This window comes from Streptomyces sp. NPDC104367 (genome assembly GCF_055583825.1).
Window position 1 is genome coordinate 111,539 of sequence record NZ_JBVJND010000031.1, and the last position, 20,805, is coordinate 132,343.

Consider the following 20,805-nt stretch of genomic DNA (forward strand, 5'->3'; position numbering starts at 1 on the left):
GGCTCCTCGTTGAGCTCAGAGGTGGTCGCCGCCGGCGGCGGTGGCGAAGCCACGGACGCCGATCCCGCCGTCGACGGAGATCGCCTGGCCCGTGATGGGGCCGCTCTGCTCGCGAGCGGCCAGCAGGACGTACGAACCGGTGAAGTCGCGCGGGTCGGTGCTGGAGTCGTGCAGGGGAATGGGGGGCGGCGGGGCGTCCGGGCTCTTCTTGGCGAACGAGGCCGACAGGGAGCGGTCGTTCAGGGAGAGAGCCTCGGGGCCGCGCAGGTCGGTGTTCATGCCGCCGCAGGCGACGCCGTTGACCCGGACCTTGGGGGCCAGCTCGTAGGCCAGCTCCTTCATCAGACCGAGGCAGGCGTGCTTGCTGGCAGTGTAGAGCGGGCCGCCGCCGTTGACGTAGAAGGAGGCGTTGGACAGCGTCATGACGATGCTGCCGCGTGTCTTGACCAGTTCCGGCCAGGCCGCCTCGGCCGCCAGCACGTAGCCCTTGACGTTGATCGAGAAGATCTCGTCGAAGGCGGAGGCGAGCTCCGGGCCCGACAGGCGGGTGAGCTGGCGCTGGTAGTCCCACACGCCCGCGTTGGCGACCAGGGTGTCGAGCTTGCCGAAGCGCTCCACGGTGGCGCCGACCGCCGCGTGCAGGGCGTCGGAGTCGCGTACGTCGGCGGCGACGGTGTGGAAGCGGTCGGGTGCCGGGGAGGCCGCGGCGACCTCGTCGAGGCGCTTCTTGTCCCGGCCGATGACGGTGACCGAGGCGCCCTCGGCCACGAAGCGTTCGGCGACCGCGCGGCCGATGCCCGAGCCGCCGCCCGTGATCAGGGCGCTGTACCCCTCCAGCCAGCCGCCGCTCACGCCCGCTCCCCGCTCTCGGCGAGGAAGCCGGAGACCAGCCGCTCGAACTCACGGGCGCGTTCCAGCTGCACCCAGTGACCGCAGCGGCCGAAGACGTGCAGCTGGACGTCGCGGATCTGCTTGAGCATGAGCTGGGCGCCGTCGAGGGTGATGGTGCGGTCGTCACGGCCCCACAGCAGCAGGGTCGGTGCCTTGATCTTGTGCAGGTCGCGCCAGAGCGGGTCCATGCCGCCGCGCTTGGCGAAGGCCGCGTTGTAGCGGTGGTAGAAGGCGATGTGGCTGTCGTCGAGGGAGGACTCGTAGCGGGCCTTGACGACGTCGGGGCCGAACTGCTTGTGGTCGAAGACCATGGTGCGGATGAACGCGCCCATCTTCCTCTCGCTGGGGCCGGTCCCGTTGTAGTAGCGGAACATCTCCTTCTGGCCCTCGGTCGGGGTGGGTCCGAAGGGCAGCCAGCCGCCGCCGGGGGCCATCAGCACCAGCCGTGTCACCCGCTCGGGCCGCTCCTGGGCCATGGCGAGGGCGGCGGCTCCGCCGAGGCTGTTGCCGAGCAGGTGGAAGGTGTCGATGCCGAGGGAGTCCAGGGCCTGGTACAGGGCGTCGACGGTGATCCTGGTGATGGACCGCTCGTCCAGGTCGGCCTCGGTCGGGCGGTAGCTGCCCCCGAAACCGGGCTGGTCGGGCAGGACCACCCGGAAGTGCTCGGTCAGGGCGGCGAGGTTCTGGTGGTAGTTGCTCACACCGGAGGCGCCCGGGCCGCCGCCGTGCAGCATCACCAGCACGGGTCCCTCACCGGCTTCGGCCACGGCGATCTCGCCGAGCGAGGTGGCCACGCGGTGCTGTTTGAGTTCGAGGTCGGTCACGACACGTCCCGTCGGAAAGGTCAGAAGAAGGTGGAGATGTTCTTGGCCAGCAGGATGTTCTGGTCGAGGAGGATCGTCCGGCGGGCCACGCGCAGACCGTCCGGCGTGCGGCGCAGGATGTCGGTACGGCCGCCGGCGAACACGTTCTCCTCGCGCTCCAGGCGGTTGCGGTAGACGAGGAAGGCCGAGCGGACGTGCAGGTCGTCGACCCCGAAGTCGGGGTTGTCCTCCGGGTCGACGTGCCGGACCAGCACGTTGGTGACCAGGTGCCGGGTGCGGGAGGGCGGGTCCTCGGCCCAGGCCATGCCGGAGTCGAAGCGGCGGATCCGCCAGGCCAGGCTCTCCTTGGTCTCGTCGTAGAGCGCGGCCTCGCCCCGGGCGGCCACCGACAGGGCCTGCTGGCGGCGCAGCCGGTTGGTGCGGGTCGGCATCCAGTAGTCGAGGTCGTCGGCGAGCAGGTCGAGCCAGTCGGTGTAGCGGCCTTCGTCGAGGAGATCGGCCTCCTCGTAGTAGAACTGCTCGACCTCGAAGTGAATGTCGCGGTCGGCCCGTGCTCCGGCGCGGGAGGTGCTGGTGCTCACGGTGTCGTTCGGTCCCTTCTGCGCGTCGGGGCGGCCCTGGACGGTTCCGGTGTGCGGCATGTCAGCCCCGCAGCAGCGAGCGGAGGTTGACGGACGGGTCGGCGAGACGGCCGGCGTCGACGGCGACACTGCGGTCGATCAGGCGACGGGCCGCGCGCACGGCGGCGGAGTCGTCCACGGAGGCCGCGGCGACCACGAGTCCGTCGCGCAGTCCGAACACGGCGAAGGACGGGTCGTCGTAGGAGCCGCGGACGACGGTGTGCGCGGCGGACTCCAGGTGGCCCACGCCCTCGATGTGCCGGCCGTGCCGGTCGGTCCAGAACCAGGAGGCCGTCGCCTGCGGCAGCGGCTTCCCGAGGATGGTGGCCGCCGCGCGGGCTCCGTCGTGCTGGGCCGCCTCCCAGTGCTCGGCGCGGGGCAGGAGCACACCGTCGCTCCGCCGGGTGCGGGCCGGGTCGCCGACCGCGAGGACGGCCGGGTTGGACGTCACCTGTCCGGTGTCCACCAGGATGCCCCGGTCGACCGCGAGTCCGGCCCGCTCGGCGAGCGCGGTGTGCGGCACCATGCCGACACCCAGCAGGACGGCGTCGTAGGGGTGCGCCGGGCCGCCGTCGGCGAACCGGGCCTCGATGCCGGCGGCACCGAGGTCGGTGAACGACTCCACCACCGTCTGCCGGGTCGTGATGCCGTTGCGGTCGTGCAACCCGTGTACCCATGCGGCGAGTTCGGGGCCCAGGACGCCGGCGAGCGGTACGGCCAGCGGGTCGACGAGGGTGACCTCGCAGCCCAGGCGTACGGCGGTGGAGGCGCTCTCCGCGCCGATCAGTCCGGCGCCGACGACCAGGAAGCGGGCGCCGGGGACCAGGGCGGTCCGCAGCCGGTCGGCGTCCTCGGCGGTGCGCAGCACATGGACGCGCGGGCTGTCGGCGCCGGGGATCGGCGGGCGGGCGGCGCCGGCGCCGGTGGCGAGGACGACGCGGTCGGCCGGCAGCAGGGTGCCGTCGGAGAGTTCCAGCTTGCCCTCGGCGGGCCGCAGCGCGGTGACGGTGGTGCGGTTGACCAGGCGCACGCGCTGGTCGTCGTACCAGGACGGCTGCTGGAGGGCGATCTGCTCCAGGGTCCGGGCGCCGGACAGGAAGTCCTTGGACAGCGGGGGGCGGTCGTAGGGGAACTCGCCGCCGTCGACGAGGGTGACCTCGCCGTCCCAGCCCTGGGAGCGCAGGGCGGCGGCGGTGCTGACGCCCGCGATGCCGCCGCCGACGACCACGATGCTCACGGCTGCTCCCCGGGGAAGAGCCAGACCTCGCCGTCGCGGACCTCGACCCGGTGCGGGCAGGCGTTCTTCGTCGCCGGCAGGCCCTGGACCTCACCGCTCTTGAGACAGAACTTGCTGGAGTGCAGGGGGCATTCGACGAAGCCGTCCTCGACCCAGCCCTCGGCGAGCGAGGCGGTCTCGTGGGTGCACGTGTCGTCCAGCGCGTAGACGCTGTCGTCGGTGTCGCGCAGCAGGGCGATGTTGTCGGCGGTGCCGGTGACCGCCTTGTCGACGGCGATGCCCTCGCCCTGCGGGATGTCGGCCAGGGCCGCCACCCGGATGCCGTTGCCGTCGCTCATGCTTGCTCCTCGTGCCATGCGGGGGTGTTCATCAGCTCGCGCCAGCGGCCGTAGAAGGCCCGTCCGGCGGCGTCGCTGTACAGCTCGCTGGTGGTTCCGGGGTGACGGCCGTCCTCGCGCTCCGAGCCCAGGCCCATCTGGTAGTTGAGGGCCACGCCGTTGGTGATGAAGCCGTTCGCGACGGCCTGCACCTCGGACCAGTTCTCGCCGTCGTCCTGCTCGAAGATGCCGCTGGGTCCGAACGTGCGCAGGTTGTAGAGGCGCTGGGCCTCGCGGACCTCCTCCGGCATGGACCTGTCGACGATCGTCCAGGCCCACACCTCCATCCGGTCCGGGCCCTTGGGGTGCCAGACCCGGATGGAGCCGTTGACGGGGAGGTAGGAGAAGTTGGGGAAGACCGTGGCGTGGCCGTTGGTCAGCGGCCCCTCGACGCGGGCCTCGCCGAGCCGTTCGCGCAGGGCGTCGTAGTCGGTCCACTTGTGCACGGTCTGGGCGTCGAAGCGGTTCCTCGGGTGGACCGGGAAGCCGGCGCCGTTGCCGTGCGCGTCGGAGTACTGGCGGCCGGTGCGGTGCACGACCTCGTCCTTGGGCTTCTTGCCGGCGGGCGAGAGCACCATGAGCGCCGAGGCGTGGCTCATGTTCACGTGGTACCAGTCGGTGGCGAACTGCTCGGCCGCCAGCTTCCAGTTGCCCTCCAGGACCCACTTGTGGACGCCGCCGCCGACGACCGTGCCCTCGTCGTCGTGGTCGAGCATGGCGTCCATGTACCAGGCCATGTCGCCGAGTTGCTCGCGCAGCGGGACCGGGTCCGGGTTCCAGGTGCCGAAGACCAGCCCGTGGTAGGTCTCCACGTGCGGGACCTCGACCAGTCCCCACTTCGTCTCGTCGAAGTCGCCCGGGTAGCCGTCCTTGTTCGGGACGCTCACCAGGGAGCCGTCCAGGTTGAAGGACCAGCCGTGGTAGGTGCAGGTGAAGTTGCGGGTGGTGCCGAAGTCGGCCCGGCACACGCGGGCGCCGCGGTGCCGGCAGGAGTTCAGGTAGGCGCGGATCCGGCGGTCGCGGTCGAGGGTGACGATGACCGGGTCCTCGCCCATGTACGTGGTGAAGAAGTCGCCGGGCCTGTGGAACTGGTCGGTGTGCGCCAGGAAGAGCCAGCTGGGCGCGAAGACACGGCGCAGCTCCTGCCGGTACAGGTCCTGGTCGGTGAAGATGACGCGGTCAAGGAGCCCGCCCTCGGTGTCGACGAGCCCGGAGACGTCGAGGGTGGGGGCCAGGCCGGCCGGGCGCCGCAGGGCCCCGCGCGGGGCCGGGGTGGCCGCGCCCTGGGGTTCGATCGTCGAGGTCATGCCCTCAGGCAACAGCAGCAGGTCAGAGGGGTTCCAACCGTCGTTCCGCAGAACGGAACACGAGCTGTCGGCGGGCATTCGGGGAAGGCGAACGTGGAGACATGCTTGCTGCAACCGCCGTCTCCCAGAGCGCGTCCGACCCACTGTCCGGGCTGCTGCTCCGGGACGTTCCCAAGCCCGAGCCGAAGCCCGGCTGGTCCCTGGTACGGGTCGTCGCCTCGGCACTGAACATGCACGACCTGTGGACCCTGCGCGGAGTGGGCCACCCGCCCGAGCGGCTCCCCGTCGTCCTGGGCTGCGACGCCGCCGGGTACGACGAGGACGGCAACGAGGTGCTCGTCCACCCGGTGATCGCCGACCCGGACGCCGGGCTGGGCGACGAGACCCTGGACCCGGGCCGCGCCCTGCTCTCCGAGCAGCACGACGGCGCCTTCGCCGAGTACCTGTCCGTCCCCACCCGCAACCTCATCCCCAAGCCGGCCTGGCTCACCTTCGACGAGGCCGCCTGCCTCCCCGTCGCCTGGGGCACCGCCTACCGGATGCTCTTCACCCAGGCCGGCATCCGGGCCGGCGACCGGGTCCTGGTCCAGGGCGCCGGTGGCGGGGTGGCCTCGGCCGCGATCAAGCTCGCGGTCGCCGCGGGCGCCGTGGTGTACGCCACCAGCCGCAGCCAGGACAAGCGCGAGCAGGCCCTGTCCTGGGGCGCGCGGGCCGCCGTGGCCACCGGTGAGCGACTGCCGGAGCGGGTGGACGTGGTGGTCGAGACCGTCGGCGAGGCGACCTGGTCGCACTCGCTGAAGTCGCTGCGGCCGGGCGGCACGGTCGTGATCGCCGGGGCCACCTCCGGCACCAACCCGCCGGCCGACCTCGGCCGGGTCTTCTACCTCCAGCAGCGCATCCTCGGCTCCACCGGCTGCACGCGCAGCGAACTGGTCTCGCTCCTCAAACTCATGGACGCCACCGGGCTGCGCCCGGTCATCGACCGCACGCTGCCGCTCACCGAGATCCACAAGGGCTTCCAGCTCATGATCGACGGACGGCTCACCGGCAAGCTCGTCATCCACCCCCAGGGAGAAGCATCGTGAACGCCGCCGCCGTCGGCCTGTCCCACTCGCCCCTGATCGGGACGAACGACCCGGCCCCCGACGTCCTCGCCGCCGTGGCGGAGGCCGTCGAGGAGGCCCGCTCCTTCGTCCACGACTTCGACCCGGAACTGGTCGTCCTCTACGCGCCGGACCACTACAACGGCTTCTTCTACAAGGAGATGCCCCCCTTCTGCCTGGCCACCGAGGCGCACGCCGTCGGGGACTTCGGGTCCACCGCCGGCCCGCTCTCCGTGGACACCGAAGCGGCCCGCACTCTGGCCCGGGGCGTCCTCGACCGCGGTGTCGACCTGACCGTCTCCGCCCGGATGACGGTCGACCACGGCTTCGTGCAGCCGCTGGAGGTGCTGTTCGGCGGGATCGACACCGTCCCGGTGGTACCGGTCTTCGTCAACGGGGTGGCCACCCCGCTCGGCCCGGTCAGGCGTATCCGGGCACTCGGCACCGCGATCGGCGAGGCCGCGGCGGACCTGGACCGGCGGGTGCTGTTCCTGGCGTCCGGCGGACTGTCGCACGACCCGCCGGTGCCGGTCCTGGAGGGCGCTCCGCCCCGGGTCGCCGACGCCCTCATCGAGGGCCACCCGCCCACGCCCGAGCAGCGGGCCAAGGGCGAGCAGCGCGTCGTCCGGGCCGGGCGGGACTACGCCGCCGGGACGAGCTCGATGATCCCGATCAACCCCGAGTGGGACAACCTGGTCCTGGACACCCTCGCGGACGCCAGGCTGGCCGAGGTCGACGCATGGAGCACCGAGTGGATGGGGGCCGAGGGCGGCGGGTCCGCCCACGAGGTCCGTACCTGGGTCGCCGCGTTCGCGTCCCTCGCCGCGGCCGGCGACTACCGCTTCGCTTCCCGTTTCTACCGGCCGATCCCGGAGTGGATCGCCGGATTCGCCGTCGTGACCGCACAGCTGGAGGCAGGACGATGAGCCCGACCGAACGTGACGAGGCCGTCGTGGCGGCCGCCGGCAGGCTGACGGCCGCCGCCGAGGGGCGTGTCCCGTGCGCCCCCGTCCGGGACCTGCTGGGCACGGACGACCTCGAAGCCGCCTACCGCGTGCAGCGGTCGCTGGTGGACGACCGGCTGGACCGGGGCGCCCGCGTCACCGGCCGCAAGATCGGCCTCACCTCCCCCGCGGTCCAGCGGCAGCTCGGCGTCGACCAGCCGGACTTCGGGGTCCTTTTCGACGACATGGACCTCTCCGGACGCGAGGTGCCGACCGGGCTGCTGCTCCAGCCCAAGGTCGAGGCCGAGATCGCGTTCGTGCTCGGCGCCGACCTCGACTCCGCCGAGCTGACCCTGGCGGACGTGCGGGCCGCCGTCGCCGCGGCGGCACCGGCCCTGGAGATCGTCGACAGCCGGATCGCGGGCTGGGACATCACCCTCACCGACACCGTCGCCGACAACGCCTCCAGCGGGCTGTACGTGCTCGGCGACGCCCGCCGCACGCTCGACGCGTTCGAGCCCCGCGAGACGACGATGCGCATGCACGTCAACGACACACCGGTCTCCGAGGGCGACGGCGCGGCCTGCCTGGGCGACCCGCTCAACGCACTGCTGTGGCTGGCCCGTACCGCGCACGCCTTCGGCGACCCGCTGCGCGCCGGACAGGTGGTGCTCTCCGGTGCCCTCGGCCCCATGGCGGTGGTCACCGCCGGAGACCGCGTCCACGCGGAGATCTCCGGCCTGGGCACCGTGTCCGCGACCTTCACCGACAAGGACTCCGCATGACCAAGACCAAGGTGGCGATCATCGGTTCCGGCAACATCGGAACCGACCTGATGATCAAGATCCTCCGTACCTCGGACACCCTGGAGATGGCCGCGCTCGTCGGCATCGACCCGGACTCCGACGGCCTCGCCCGCGCCCGCCGGCTGAAGGTCCCCACCACGCACGAGGGCGTCGACGGCCTCATCGCCCTGGACGGCTTCGCCGACATCGGCATCGTCTTCGACGCCACCTCCGCCAAGGCGCACAAGGCCAACGCGGCGCGCCTGGAGCCGTACGGCAAGGTCCTGGTCGACCTCACCCCGGCCGCGATCGGCCCGTTCACGGTGCCGGCGGTCAACCTCGACGCCCATCTCGCGTCCGGCAACGTCAACATGGTGACCTGCGGCGGCCAGGCCACCATCCCCGTCGTGCACGCGGTGGCGCGGACGACGCCCGTCCCGTACGCGGAGATCGTCGCGTCCATCGCCTCGAAGTCCGCCGGGCCCGGCACCCGCGCCAACCTGGACGAGTTCACCGAGACCACCGCGTCGGCGATCGAGTCGGTGGGCGGGGCCGCCCGCGGCAAGGCCATCATCGTCCTGAACCCGGCCGAGCCGCCGCTGATCATGCGGGACACCGTGTTCTGCCTCGTCGGCGACGCCGACCACGACGCGATCCGCTCCTCGGTGGCCGACATGGTCGCCGAGGTCGCCAGGTACGTGCCCGGCTACCGGCTCAAGCAGGACGTCCAGTTCACCCCGCTCGCCGCGGACGAACCGGTGCACACCCTGCTGCCCGCCGGATCGCCGCCGGTCACCACCCGGGTTTCGGTGTTCCTGGAGGTGGAGGGCGCCGCCCACTACCTGCCCGCCTACGCCGGCAACCTCGACATCATGACCTCGGCCGCCCTGCGCACCGCCGAACGCATCGCCCAGCACGCGCGCCAGGAGGCCCGGGCATGACCACCGATCTCTACATCCAGGACGTCACCCTGCGGGACGGCATGCACGCCGTACGCCACCGCATCTCCCCCGCCGACGTCACCCGCATCGTCGCCGCCCTGGACGCGGCCGGGGTGGACGCCATCGAGGTCGCCCACGGCGACGGACTGGCCGGCGGCTCGCTCAACTACGGGCCCGGCAGCAACACCGACTGGGAGTGGATCGAGGCCGCCGCCTCGGTCCTGGAGCACGCCACGCTCACCACGCTGCTGCTGCCGGGCATCGGCACCATCGCCGAGCTCAAGCAGGCCTACGCCCTCGGGGTGCGCTCCGTGCGCATCGCCACCCACTGCACGGAGGCCGACGTCTCCGCCCAGCACATCGCCGCCGCACGCGAACTGGGCATGGACGTCTCCGGGTTCCTGATGCTCAGCCACATGGCCGACGCCCCCGAACTCGCCCGGCAGGCGGGGCTCATGGAGTCCTACGGCGCGCAGTGCGTGTACGTCACCGACTCGGGCGGCCGGCTCACCATGGACGGCGTCCGCGAACGGGTCCGCGCCTACCGGGACGTGCTGCTGCCCGGGACGCAGATCGGCATCCACGCCCACCAGAACCTCTCGCTGGCGGTGGCGAACTCGGTCGTCGCCGTCGAGGAGGGTGTCACGCGCGTCGACGCCTCGCTCGCCGGGCACGGCGCGGGCGCCGGGAACTGCCCGATCGAGCCGTTCGTCGCCGTGGCGAACCTGAACGGGTGGAAGCACGGCTGCGACCTGTTCGCCCTCCAGGACGCGGCCGACGACATCGTCCGCCCGCTCCAGGACCGGCCGGTCCAGGTCGACCGGGAGACCCTCACCCTCGGCTACGCGGGTGTCTACTCCAGCTTCCTGCGGCACGCCGAGGCGGCCTCGGCCCAGTACGACGTGGACGTCCGCAGCATCCTGCTGGAGGTCGGCCGCCGACGGCTCGTCGGCGGCCAGGAGGACATGATCGTCGACATCGCCCTCGACCTGCTGGCGGCGGCCCCGACGGAGTGAGGTCCGGGCGCCCGCCCGGCACGGCCGGGGGGCCGGGAACCGGGGGGCCGGGAACCGGGGGGCCGGGGGCCGGGGGCTGGGGGCTGGGGGCCGGGAGCCGGGGGGGCTGGTCAGTCCTCCCGGCCCGGGACCGCGACCGGGCGGTCAGCTCTCCTGGGCCGGTGCAGGGGCCGGGGTCGGTGCAGGGGCCGGCAGGTCAGCCTTCCTGGGCCTGGGCCGGGACAGACGGGTCAGGTGGGCCTGGGTCGCGACCGGGCGGTCAGCTCTCCTGGGCCGGGGTCGGGGTCGGCCGGGGTCTGCGGTTGCGTGTGGGCCAGGCACGGGACGCCTCGGCGGCGATCCGCCGTACGTGCGCGCTGAGGCGCCGGGTGTCCGTGCGGCCGCGCTGTCCGGCGACCGAGAGGGCGGCGACCGGCAGGCCGCCCCGGTCGAGCACCGGCGCGGCCACGCAGACCAGCCCCGGCTGGTACTCCTCGTCGTCGAAGGCGACCCCGGTACAGCGGATCCGGTCCAGCTCGGCGGCGAGTTCCGCCGGTGTGGCGAGGGTGCGCGGGGTGTACCGGCCCAGGGGCTCGCTCATGGCCCGTTCGGCGGCCTGTGAGTCGTAGGCGAGCAGGACCTTGCCGACCGCCGTCGCGTGGGCGGGCAGACGGCCGCCGATCCGTGAGGGCACCGGGGCGCTGCGATGGCCGTAGAGCTTCGCCAGGTAGACGACGTGGGTGTCGTGCAGCACCGACAGGTGGACGGTCTCGCGGGTGGCCTCGTACAGGTCGGCCAGGTAGGGCAGGAGCAGGTCGCGGACGGTCTCGGAGCCGGGCGCGTAGACGGCCCGCCCGAGGTGGTGCAGGCGCTCCCCCAGCCGGTACTCGGTCCCGATCCGCTCCACCACGCCGTTGCGTTCGAGCATCCCGAGGACGCGGTGCGCGGTCGTCTTGCTCAGCTGAGCCCGTCGGGCCAGCTCGCTGACGCCCGTGCCGGAGCTGGTCCGGTCGCCCAGGGCGACGAGCAGGCTGATGGCCTTGTCGACGGCTGCTCGGTCGTCACGCGGGGGGCCGACGAGAGTGGCAGTCATCTTTTCACCTCGGCTTCGGAGCAGCCGCGTCACTTTCACTGGACGCTTTGCCAACTTTTACGTGACAAGCATGCGAACGAAACCGGGGTTCGTCAATAATGACGGGATGCACATTAAAAGTGACGCTCTCGCCCACGAGAACGATCTCGTGGCCCGCAACGTCCGGCGGTTCCGGCAGGAACGGGCCATGTCACTCGGGGAACTCGCCCGGCGCTCCGGCCTGTCCAAGCAGACGCTGTCGAAGATCGAGCAGGGGGCCGGCAACCCGACCGTGGAGACGCTGTCACTGCTCGGCGCGGCCCTGGACGTCCCCGCCCGCCGCCTGCTGACCGAGTGGGGGACGCCGGTCTACGTGCAGCGCCAGAGCGAGGGCGAGTGGCAGCAGGCGGCCAACTGGTCGGAGCGAATCCTCGACGAGACCTACGGTTCCGGCTACGTCCGCGCGCTCGTCCTGCGCCTGGAACGCGGTGACAGGGACCCGCAGCCGGTCGAGCCGCACTCCGCGGGCACCCTGCACCATCTGTACGTCGTCACCGGGAAGCTGCGCACCGGACCGCTGAGCGAGCCGGTCGAGCTGGCGGCGGGCGACTTCGTACGGTTCCCGGGCGACGTCCCGCACCGGCACATCTGCCTGAGCGAACGGGTCGTCGCCCACATGGTCACCACGGTTCCGCAGGTGCGCCAGTTCGGCCCGACGGTCGTGAAGGGCACGCCGGTCGCCGCCACGGGCTGAGCCGGCCGGCTTCCGGCAGGGACGCCGACGCTCCACGCGCCCGGTCGGCCGAGATCTCGTCGACGGCCGTCACCGGTGGCATGGAGCGTAAGAGCGATGCAGGTGTCATTCCGGGCGGGAGCGCGTCCCGCCCACATCGTCCGGGCCGGCCCGCGGAGCTCTCGGAGAGGGCGTCCTCCGCGATCGCGTCGCACACCTCGCGGCGATCGGCCCTGAGCCGCAGCGCCCAGACCACACCCAGAACGACGACCGTCCGCAGGAATCCGTGGCTGTTCGCGGTCCGCCGGAAGTACACCGGGGCCCCCAGGGCGACCACTACCCGCAGAAGCAAGTGCTGGAGCAGCCCGGTTCTTCGGTGGTCCGGGTCGGGGGCGCGGCCGAGGACACCGGGAGGCACGGCTGGTCTTCACCGCCGTGGGCCCGCCTGGTGCCGCCTGGTGCCGCGACCAGCGCGGCAGCTCCCTGGGCGGGCCGGACCCAGACGCCGGGAGGCTTCCCCCGTCGCGCGGGTAGCGGATGAGATCCTGATCACTTTCGGGGGCCGGTTCACTGGCCGGATCGCCGGCGGACGCACATCATCGGAACATCCAGAATGCGGATTCTGGTTACTGATGGATGACAAGGCCCCACGGATGCCCCCTTCCTCCGCCGGAACAACCGGCCGCCCCCTGCCGTACCTGCGCAGCACCGAGCAGGGCGGACAGTTCGTCGTCGACGGCAGGGCCCGTCTGCTGCTGGGCGGGCAGGTTCACAACTCGACGCCGACTCATGCCGACCACATAGAGCATGTGTGGGACCGCCTCGCAGCAATGGGGCTGACCAGTGTGGTCGGCAGCGCGACCTGGGCGCTGACCGAGCCGGAAGAGGGGAGGTACGACTTCGGACTCGTTGACGCGCAGATCTCCGCCTCCCGGGAGCGGGGGATGAGCCTGGTGCTGATCTGGTTCGGCGCGTTCAAGAACGCCGCCTCCACCTATGCGCCCCGGTGGGTGCGGGCGGACACCGAAAGGTTCCCGCGCGCCGTGCTGGAGGAGAGGGCCCGGCCCGCGTTCACGCATCCCGGCGCCATGCCCAAGCCGGTCCTGTCCGTGTTCTCGCCCGAGCTGCGCGCCGCCGACCAGCGGGCCTTCACCGCGCTCATGCGGCACCTGGCCGTCGCGGATCGCGATCACACCGTGGTGATGGTGCAGGTGGAGAACGAGATGGGTGTGCTCGGGGACAGCCGGGACCGCTCTCCGGCCGCGGAGGCGGCCTGGCGGGCCCCGGTTCCGCAGCCCCTGATGGACCACCTCGCGCAGCGGAGCGACGCCCTCCGTCCCGAGCTCGCGGCTCTGTGGGACCGGAAGGGGCGCTCCCTGTCCGGCTCCTGGGAGGAAGTGTTCGGCGACGGCTGGGAGGCCGAGGAAGCGTTCATGGCCTGGGGCTTCGCCGACTATGCCGAGGCGCTGGCGGCCGGCGGCAAAGCGGTCAAGCCGCTCCCGATGTACGTCAACGCCTGGCTCGGTCCGCAGCCCGGCCAGCATCGGGCCGGCGAGTGGCCGAGCGGTGGTCCGGCAAGCAGGGTCATCGATGTGTGGAAGGCCACCGCGCCGTCCCTCGACCTGCTCGCCCCCGACGTGTACGTCGATGACGCGAAGTCCGCGTTCGCCGACTACGCGCGGCCGGACAACCCGCTCTTCGTCCCGGAGTCCCGGTTCAGGACCGGCAGCCTCTTCTGGGCTCTGGGGCACCACCGCGCCATCGGCTTCTCGGTCTTCGGCATCGAGGACGGCCGTCAGGACAGCCAACTCTCGCGCGCCTACGCACTCCTCGCACCGATGCAACAGGTGATCACCGCGGCGCAGGCCGAAGGCCGGATCGCCGCCGTCCTCCTGGAGAAGGGACAGCCGACGGCGAACCTGCGCCTGAACGGCTACGACATAGTGGCCCAGGGAGCGCGCGAGTTGTTCGGGCGGATGCTGCTCGACGCCGGTGTCACCGCCCTCCCGCCGGCGCCGGTCCCCCCGAGCGAGACGAACGAGAAGAGCGTGATGTCCGTGCCCGCGGACACCCGGCCCACCTGCCCGACCTCGGCAGCGGACGCGCCCTGGCCTCATGGGGCCGGGTCGCCGCCGCCAACGTCCTGCTCGGCCCGAACCAGGGGCTCACCTGGCCGATGACCGTCGACATGAGCGCCCCGTCCCCAACAACACCTGCGCACAAGGGTCATAGGCATGCGCCCGTCCAGCTCCTCCTCGTCCCCCTCACACGTCAGGCCGCGCACAGGCACCGTTGAGCCAGGCCATACTGTGCGTGAGCGTCAGCCCCCTGACCCGCCCGCCGGGACACGACACCGGCCACGCGCCCGTACATCTGGTCGCTCGTCGCCGTCGTCGGCAGCAGGAACATCAAGGCAGACAGGAACCGAATGAACGAAGTTGCTCCTGCCGACGCAAGGCGCTCCGTCCGAAGGCGAGATCGCGCACATCACGACAGGCGCACATCCCTCCGGGCACACTGCGACTGGCCTGGCCTGGGGAAAGACCAGCTCCAGCGGGGAGTTGGCAGAGTGAGGAGCGAGCCGTGTTCTACTACTCGCAGAAGCACAAGAAGCACGGCATGAACGTCCAGGTCATCGCGCGTCCGGATGGCACCCCGCTGTGGTTCTCGCGGGCGACGCCGGGGCGGACGCACGATCTGACTGCCGCCCGCGCCCACGGCATCGTCCAAGCCTGCCTCACCCGTCAGATCCTCGTCCTGGCCGACCGCGCCTACCAGGGCGCCGGCGCCACGATCCACACCCCCTACTACGGCCGTGACCTGCCCGAGCACTACCAGCAGTACAACCGCGGCCACGCCCGCCTGCGCGCGCCTGGCGAACGAGCCTTCGCCCGCCTCAAGTCCTGGCGACTGCTGCGGCGAGCGCGCTGCTCAACCAACCGCATCGGCAGGACCGTGGCAGCCGTGCACACCCTCTTGACCTGCCAATACACAGGATGAAAGAGGTTCACTGGCCGCTGCCTCGTCGTCGGTCTTGTGGGCCGAGGATTATGGGGACCTTCTCGACCGAGTGAGGCAACGACGAAAGGAAGGCGCCTCGGACTGAGCTTGTCCCTTAAGGGCTCCGTCTCTCACATAACGCACTCGCGCACGTGCTTGGTATCACTGGCGAGGTTTCGGTTGGTCCTCCGCCGGTAGCGGGCACGCGCGGCGGAGCCGACGATCCCAGGACCGCCGGGACGGCCTCCGGCTCCCGCCGAGACGGGTGGACTGGCGACGCAGGCGCGTCCCGGTCTTCAGTCCGGCTTGCGGGTGAGCGGCAGGAGTCGAGCGAGTGCCTGCTTGCAGTTCGCCGCGATCCGGGCCGCTGTTTCCGTACTGCCATGGGCGCCTCGGCGTCCCAGGGAGCCGGGTCGGCCTCCGTACCGCTGGCCAGTTCGAAGAAGCTCAGTCAGCAGCCGTTCTTTTTGAGGCGATTCACTCCGACTGGTGATCCGAAGATCCGTGCAAGGGTGTAACTCCTACGAGGCGGTGGCCTTCACGCCTCGTACGTATACGACGACCAGGAGTAACGTCGAAGCGCACACCAGGAAGAACCCGAAAAACGTGATCTTGACCCTGAATTCGAGGTAGGTGTCAGCCGCGGCGCACGGAAGCGACCTGATGAAGTGCCCGACGTGGGATTGTCGTACAGCCAGGGTGTGACATTGCGCGGCGTAGTGGTCGACCCAGGGCGTAGGTAGTGTCGCCGCGGCAATCACAAGGAGACCCATAAGACCGTAACGCCATCCAAAGGTGATGTCGCCCAGTGGTTTCGGCCGAAGCGCCGCCTGCCGGGGCGGCGGAATGCGGGTCATGCGCCCGGCGGGGTGATCAACGGAGTACGGTTCCAGTCGAGGACGGAGCCGGACGGATCGAGCACGGCTTCGACCGGTCCGTCGTCCAGGCTGGCCACGACTTTCCAGGAACCGTCGGGCTGCCGGGTGATTGTCCTGACGTTCAGTGTGCCGAGGGACTGCTGTCCCAGGATCATCTGCGCAGCGGTTCGCATGAGCACGACAGCCCGTGCGGCATCGTCCACAGTCCGATTCAGGGTGCCAATGGCCAGGTTGCGGATGGTGGCCATGACGCGGGGAGCGGTGCCGGCGTGAATGATCGAGGCGTCCTCAGCGAATGTGACATCTCGGAGGTTGGCCAGGTTGGCGGCGACGTCGGTCATGTCACCGTCGCGGAAGGTCTGTCCAACGACGGGGTTGCCGCGCCAGGGGTCGTCCGGGTGCTCGCGGCGCAGGCACCGCGATGAAGTCCGGTGCGTAATCTGCGGGTCGTGGCGGGCTGGCCGCGCAGTCCCTCGCACCGACACATGCGGTGGTGCGGGAAGGCCGGTTCGGTGGCCGGGGCCGGCGGTGCCTGCCCGTGATTCCGATGGTCTCAGGCCGGGACTGTCGCCGGCGAAAAAATCGCCCCGGAGCGTCTGCCCAGCTCACGGAGTTGTTTCGGGCCTGGCGAGGGGCTTTTGGGACAACCATGATCCGTGAAGGATCAGGGTTCACCTCCCCACACCCCAGTCTCTCCCTCCAAGGAGCTCATCAGTGCTCACCTGGGTTTCCAGGCGCCCGCAGGGACGGGTGCCGATACGGACGCTGATCGTCGCGATCGTGATCGCCGCCGTGACCGCCACCGTTATGGACTTCACCGCACCTTCGCGCATGGCCGCCACGCCCCGGATATCGGTCACGAAGATCTGTGATGATTCGGTCAACGCGATCGAAACCGCCTACGGCCGGCAGAGCCGCCCCGTGGCAACCGGGCCGGTTGTCCAGGCCGCTTCCTACCCGCTCACCACCCGGCAGGTGGAGATCGTGGACACCAAGAAGAAGGAGGCCACCACCAGCTGCGAGAGCAAGCTGCACGGGGCGACGCAGGCCGGCTGGTCCTACCTGTCCGCCAGGGCGGTCGAGATCGCCGTGGACGCGGCGATCACCATCCTCGCCTCCACTCTCATCTGCGCGTTGACCGGTCCGGCCGCATGCAAGTGGGGCGTGCGCTTCGCCTCGTTCGCCGGCGGGTTCTTCGGCGCCCTGGCCTTCCAGTACCTGACCGACGGCTCCCTCAACTGGGGCAGTGTCGGCGGCGCCTTCTTCGACGCCTCGGTCTCCATGCTGGCCTTCTCTGGCCTCGACAAGCTGGACGAGAGCTACGTCGGGAGGGGCGTCAGGGCCACCTTCCAGAGCGCCGGGCAAGCCATCAAGGCCGTCGGCGCCCGCATCGGCAGCGTGGGCCCGGCCATGGTGAGCAGCATCCAGAACGCCGCCGACTACATCATCACGCACAGCACCGCGTGGGCCTTCCCTGCGGCGTACACCGGGGGCGGATCCATCGAGCCCGCCATCGCGGAGAGCAAGGGCAATCCGATCGCCGACGGCGTGCAGTTCCGCATCCCGTCCCACGCCTCCGGCGCCGACGTGCGCGACGACCTGTACTCCGGCGGCTACAACAACCCGATCTACAACTGGGACATCGCCGAGACACCGCAGACCAACAGGGACGGCGCCGTCGGCTACCTGATCGGACAGGGCAACAACTGCCTGACCAGCACCAGTTACAACGTCGCCCTCAGCCCCTGCAACTACAAGGACTCCCGCCAGTGGTGGTTCGCCGACGGTGACGAGCTCATGACCACCGACGGCAAGTGCCTGGACGAGGACGCCACCCATGGGAACCGCTGGGCGGTCTCCTGCGACGGACTCACCTACAGCGCCAATCCGACCAACAAGGACGACCAGTTCCTGATCACCCCGCCCGGCGGCACGTACATCCCCGACACGGTCTTCAACTGGAAGAGCCACCTGTCCACCTACGAGCACGCGTGAGACAGCGGTTCGTCTGACGTACTGACTGCTGACGCCCCGAGCCGGGCCGGTGACCGATGTCACCGGCCCGGCCATTGCGTTTCGCCGGCTCACTCCACAATAGTTCAGGAACAAGAGGGATTTTGATGCTTTATTAGTATTTCCTGTTCGTTTTGGAGAGATTACTTGGGTCGTCCCGAGCGGCCGGTGGACCCTGACGCCGGTCCGGCACAGCGGTTCGCCTGTGCGTTGCGTGAGCTGCGGCAGAGCGCTGGCAGCCCCTCGTACCGCGTGATGGCGGAGCGATCAGGTGCGTCGGTCACGACGCTGGCGCGGGCGGCGGCCGGGGAACGACTGCCGTCGTTGCCGGCGGTACGGGCGTACGCACGGGCCTGCGGCGCCGATCCGGCCGAGTGGGAGCCGCGCTGGAAGACCGCCGCCGAGGAGGAGGTCGCCGCCGAGGAGACGGCGGCCCGCGACGACGCCGAGGTGGACGGCATCGCGCAGTCGCCGTACCGGGGGCTGGCCCGCTTCGAACCGGGCGACCGGGCCCTGTTCTTCGGCCGCGAGCGCCTGGTGACCGAGTTGTTGGACCTCGTGCGCGAACACCGGTTCGGCGCCGTCTTCGGGCCCTCCGGGAGCGGCAAGTCCTCGCTGCTGCGCGCGGGGCTCGTGCCCGCCGCCCAGGAGGCGGCAGGGCGCTCCGGGCGCCCGGCCACTCTCCGCATCCTCACTCCCGGGGAGCGCCCTGCGGCCACGTACGGCCGCCTGCTCACGCCGCAGGAGGGCGACCCGGACAGCTGGGTGATCGTCGACCAGTTCGAGGAGGTCTTCACTCTCTGCAGGGATCGGTCCGAACGCGCCCGCTTCATCGACCTGCTGCTCTCGGCCAGGAACCCGGCCTCCCGGCTGCGCGTGGTGATCGCGATGCGCGCCGACTTCTACGGCCGGTGCGCCGAAGAGCCGGGACTCGCCGACTCGCTGCGGCACTGCGGTCTTCTGGTGGGGCCGATGAGCCCGGCCGAACTGCGGGAAGCGGTCACCGGGCCGGCTGCCGCCGCCGGTCTCGTCGTCGAACGGGAGCTGACCTCGCGCATCGTGGAAGAGGTGGTCGACCAACCGGGCGGGCTGCCCATGCTCTCCCACGCCCTGCTGGAGACCTGGCGACGACGGCGCGGCCGTATCCTGACGCTCGCCGCGTACGAGGCGGCCGGCGGCGTCCACGGTGCCATCGCCGCCAGCGCGGAGCGGGCATACGGCGCGCTGACACCGGCTCAGACACGGACCGCGCGCCGGCTCCTCCTTCGGTTGGTAGTCCCCGGAGAGGGCACTCCGGACACCCGGCGCTCGGCCGTCCGCGGCGAGTTGGGCGAATGGTCCGACCCCGAGCTTTCCACGGTCGTCGAACGGCTGGCCGCCGCACGGCTGGTCTCCCTCGACGGGGAGTCGGTGGAACTGGCGCACGAGGCGCTGATCACCAGCTGGCCTCGGCTGCGCGGCTGGATCGACGAGGACCGCGAGCGGCTGCGGCACCACCGCGACCTGGCGGAGGCCACCCGCACCTGGCACGAACTGGGCCGGGACCAGGGAGCGCTCTACCGGGGGACCCGCCTGGACCGTGCGGCCGAACTCTTCGCGAAGCGGGTGCGAGAACGGGTACCGGGCCAGGAACAGGGCCAGGGCCACGGACCCGGACCCGGACAAGGTCACGGACCCGGACCGGGGCAGGGACCCGGACCGGGGCAGGGACCCGGACCGCGCTACGGACACGCACACGGACGCGGACCGGCACAGGGCCACGGACCCGGCCCGCGGCAGGAGCCGCGACCGGCAGAGCCGCGCGAGGACGACGATCTCACCGCCGCCGAGCGGGCGTTCCTGACGGCGGCCCTGGAGCTCCGGGAGCAGGAGCGCCGGTCGGCGGCCCGTACAAGGAAGCGCACCCGCCGGCTGTTCGCGGCGCTCTCCGCCCTGCTGGCCGTCGTGCTCGTGACCGGCCTGGTCACCTGGCAGCAGCACAGCACCGAAGTGCGGGACAACGAGGACACCGCGGCCCGCCGGGTCGCCCAGGCGGCCGCCAGCATGCGCACCACCGACCCGCGCACCGCCATGCTGCTCAGCCTCGCCGCCTGGCGGATCGCGGCCCTCCCGGAAACCCGCGCCGCGCTGCTCGGCGCCCTCGCCCAGCCCGAGGGCGACGCCTTCACCGATCCCGGGCCGGGCAGCGACACCCGCCGTTTCCTCGTCGGCTCCGGCCGCGTCCTGCTCAGCGCCAACGGCCGCACCTGGCACACCTGGGACACGGTCACCCACCGGGCGATCGCCTCCGGGCGGCTGCCCTCGGGCCCGGTCCTCGCGAGCAGCCCGGACGGCCGCGTGCTCGCCCTCGCCCTGCCGGGCGACGGCGGCTCGCGCCTGTGGGACCTGGCCTCGGGCCGATGGACCGGAGCGGCCCAGGCCCTGCCGGGCCGGTATCAGCTCTCCTTCGGCGCCGACCCTGACAGCTACGTGGTGAGCGATCTCGACGGGCCACAGGTACAGCTGCGCTCGGTTGCGGACGGCCATGTCCTCCTCCAGGCCCGGACCGACAGCGAGACCGACATCGCCGGCACCCCCGACGGCCGGCTGGTGGCCGTCTGCCCCGTCAGCGGCCCCCTCCAAGTCCGGGACACCGTCCGGCAGCGCGATCTCACGGGCGGCTGGGCGAATTCCGGGGAGAACCACTGCGGCGACGACAACGCATCACTGGCGTTCGACTCGGCAGGCGACCGGCTCGCGGCGGTCTCCCGCACGGACGTACGGGTCTGGGACACCGCCTCGGGACGGCTCATCGCCGACATCGCCTCCCCGGACGCCGCCTCCGCCGCCTTCAGCCCGAACGGGGCCTTCCTGGCCCTCAACGACCCCGAACAGCTCGCGGTGTGGCGGCTGTCCGTACCGGACTCGCCGGTCTTCCGTCACGACCTGAACGGCCAGCGGCCGTACGACGGCATCGCGTGGGACCCCGTCAGGCCGGTGCTGCGCTATGCCGAAGGAGGCTCGGTGCACGCCCTCGACCTGGGCGAGGCCGTCACCTCCGGGTGGCGTGGCAGCCCGCTGGGCAACGTCCTGCTGAGCCCGGACG

At 71.4% G+C, this 20,805-nt stretch carries 18 protein-coding genes; 10 read left to right on the forward strand and 8 right to left on the reverse strand.

From position 1 onward, the window contains the following. Positions 1 to 15: 15 nt before the first annotated feature. Genes ACZ619_RS35510 through ACZ619_RS35535 form a run of 6 tightly spaced genes read right to left on the reverse strand, consistent with a single transcriptional unit; the run spans position 16 to position 5,256 of the window. Positions 16 to 852 (reverse strand): SDR family NAD(P)-dependent oxidoreductase, encoded by an 837-nt coding sequence (locus ACZ619_RS35510; protein ID WP_469607999.1) that lies wholly within the window; start codon positions 850 to 852, stop codon positions 16 to 18. After that, positions 849 to 1,715, reverse strand: a complete 867-nt coding sequence (locus ACZ619_RS35515; protein WP_469608002.1) for an alpha/beta fold hydrolase — start codon at positions 1,713 to 1,715, stop codon at positions 849 to 851. The genes ACZ619_RS35510 and ACZ619_RS35515 overlap by 4 nt, the downstream gene beginning before the upstream one ends. Before the next feature lie 20 nt (positions 1,716 to 1,735). Beyond that, positions 1,736 to 2,356 (reverse strand): 3-phenylpropionate/cinnamic acid dioxygenase subunit beta, encoded by a 621-nt coding sequence (locus tag ACZ619_RS35520; protein ID WP_469608005.1) that lies wholly within the window; start codon positions 2,354 to 2,356, stop codon positions 1,736 to 1,738. 1 nt (position 2,357) lies between these two features. Next, positions 2,358 to 3,572: an NAD(P)/FAD-dependent oxidoreductase gene (locus ACZ619_RS35525; RefSeq protein WP_469608008.1), complete on the reverse strand. Its 1,215-nt coding sequence runs from the start codon at positions 3,570 to 3,572 to the stop codon at positions 2,358 to 2,360. Next, positions 3,569 to 3,910, reverse strand: a complete 342-nt coding sequence (locus ACZ619_RS35530) for a non-heme iron oxygenase ferredoxin subunit (protein WP_469608010.1) — start codon at positions 3,908 to 3,910, stop codon at positions 3,569 to 3,571. The genes ACZ619_RS35525 and ACZ619_RS35530 overlap by 4 nt, the downstream gene beginning before the upstream one ends. After that, complete coding sequence (locus ACZ619_RS35535) at positions 3,907 to 5,256, reverse strand: SRPBCC family protein (RefSeq protein WP_469608013.1); 1,350 nt, start codon at positions 5,254 to 5,256, stop codon at positions 3,907 to 3,909. Before ACZ619_RS35535 ends, ACZ619_RS35530 begins: the two co-directional genes overlap by 4 nt. A 101-nt stretch (positions 5,257 to 5,357) precedes the next feature. Between ACZ619_RS35535 and ACZ619_RS35540 the strand changes: the two genes are divergently transcribed. From ACZ619_RS35540 to dmpG, 5 genes are read left to right on the forward strand one after another with little or no spacing between them, the layout of a single operon-like run. Then, entirely contained in the window at positions 5,358 to 6,341 is a 984-nt protein-coding gene (locus tag ACZ619_RS35540; protein ID WP_469608015.1) for a zinc-binding dehydrogenase, read from the forward strand. After that, complete coding sequence (locus ACZ619_RS35545) at positions 6,338 to 7,285, forward strand: 3-carboxyethylcatechol 2,3-dioxygenase (protein WP_469608018.1); 948 nt, start codon at positions 6,338 to 6,340, stop codon at positions 7,283 to 7,285. The genes ACZ619_RS35540 and ACZ619_RS35545 overlap by 4 nt, the downstream gene beginning before the upstream one ends. Then, the gene (locus tag ACZ619_RS35550) at positions 7,282 to 8,088 is read left to right on the forward strand and encodes a 2-keto-4-pentenoate hydratase (RefSeq protein WP_469608020.1); all 807 of its coding nucleotides are present in this window, start codon (positions 7,282 to 7,284) and stop codon (positions 8,086 to 8,088) included. The genes ACZ619_RS35545 and ACZ619_RS35550 overlap by 4 nt, the downstream gene beginning before the upstream one ends. After that, positions 8,085 to 9,029 (forward strand): acetaldehyde dehydrogenase (acetylating), encoded by a 945-nt coding sequence (locus ACZ619_RS35555; RefSeq protein ID WP_469608023.1) that lies wholly within the window; start codon positions 8,085 to 8,087, stop codon positions 9,027 to 9,029. Before ACZ619_RS35550 ends, ACZ619_RS35555 begins: the two co-directional genes overlap by 4 nt. Continuing rightward, the gene (dmpG, locus tag ACZ619_RS35560) at positions 9,026 to 10,045 is read left to right on the forward strand and encodes a 4-hydroxy-2-oxovalerate aldolase (RefSeq protein ID WP_469608024.1); all 1,020 of its coding nucleotides are present in this window, start codon (positions 9,026 to 9,028) and stop codon (positions 10,043 to 10,045) included. Before ACZ619_RS35555 ends, dmpG begins: the two co-directional genes overlap by 4 nt. Positions 10,046 to 10,304: 259 nt before the next feature. Here dmpG and ACZ619_RS35565 read toward each other — a convergent pair whose 3' ends face one another. Continuing rightward, entirely contained in the window at positions 10,305 to 11,117 is an 813-nt protein-coding gene (locus ACZ619_RS35565) for an IclR family transcriptional regulator (RefSeq protein ID WP_469608027.1), read from the reverse strand. A 70-nt stretch (positions 11,118 to 11,187) separates the two neighbouring features. Between ACZ619_RS35565 and ACZ619_RS35570 the strand changes: the two genes are divergently transcribed. From ACZ619_RS35570 to ACZ619_RS35580, 3 genes are all read left to right on the forward strand, one after another. Further along, positions 11,188 to 11,850 carry a helix-turn-helix domain-containing protein gene (locus ACZ619_RS35570; protein ID WP_469608030.1) on the forward strand — a complete coding sequence of 221 codons (663 nt, stop codon included), beginning with the start codon at positions 11,188 to 11,190 and terminating at the stop codon, positions 11,848 to 11,850. A gap of 632 nt (positions 11,851 to 12,482) precedes the next feature. Beyond that, entirely contained in the window at positions 12,483 to 14,009 is a 1,527-nt protein-coding gene (locus ACZ619_RS35575; protein WP_469608032.1) for a DUF5597 domain-containing protein, read from the forward strand. A gap of 403 nt (positions 14,010 to 14,412) precedes the next feature. Next, the gene (locus tag ACZ619_RS35580) at positions 14,413 to 14,829 is read left to right on the forward strand and encodes a transposase family protein (RefSeq protein WP_469608035.1); all 417 of its coding nucleotides are present in this window, start codon (positions 14,413 to 14,415) and stop codon (positions 14,827 to 14,829) included. Positions 14,830 to 15,682: 853 nt separating this feature from the next. On the opposite strand, the gene ACZ619_RS35585 is transcribed toward ACZ619_RS35580, so the two are convergent. Further along, the gene (locus ACZ619_RS35585) at positions 15,683 to 16,048 is read right to left on the reverse strand and encodes a hypothetical protein (protein ID WP_469608037.1); all 366 of its coding nucleotides are present in this window, start codon (positions 16,046 to 16,048) and stop codon (positions 15,683 to 15,685) included. 373 nt (positions 16,049 to 16,421) lie between these two features. On the opposite strand from ACZ619_RS35585, the gene ACZ619_RS35590 reads away from it, so the two are divergent. Both ACZ619_RS35590 and ACZ619_RS35595 read left to right on the forward strand, forming a co-directional pair. After that, positions 16,422 to 17,702 carry a hypothetical protein gene (locus tag ACZ619_RS35590; protein WP_469608039.1) on the forward strand — a complete coding sequence of 427 codons (1,281 nt, stop codon included), beginning with the start codon at positions 16,422 to 16,424 and terminating at the stop codon, positions 17,700 to 17,702. Between the two features lie 273 nt (positions 17,703 to 17,975). After that, a partial coding sequence (locus tag ACZ619_RS35595; protein WP_469608042.1) for an nSTAND1 domain-containing NTPase occupies positions 17,976 to 20,805 on the forward strand: 2,830 nt, incomplete at its 3' end.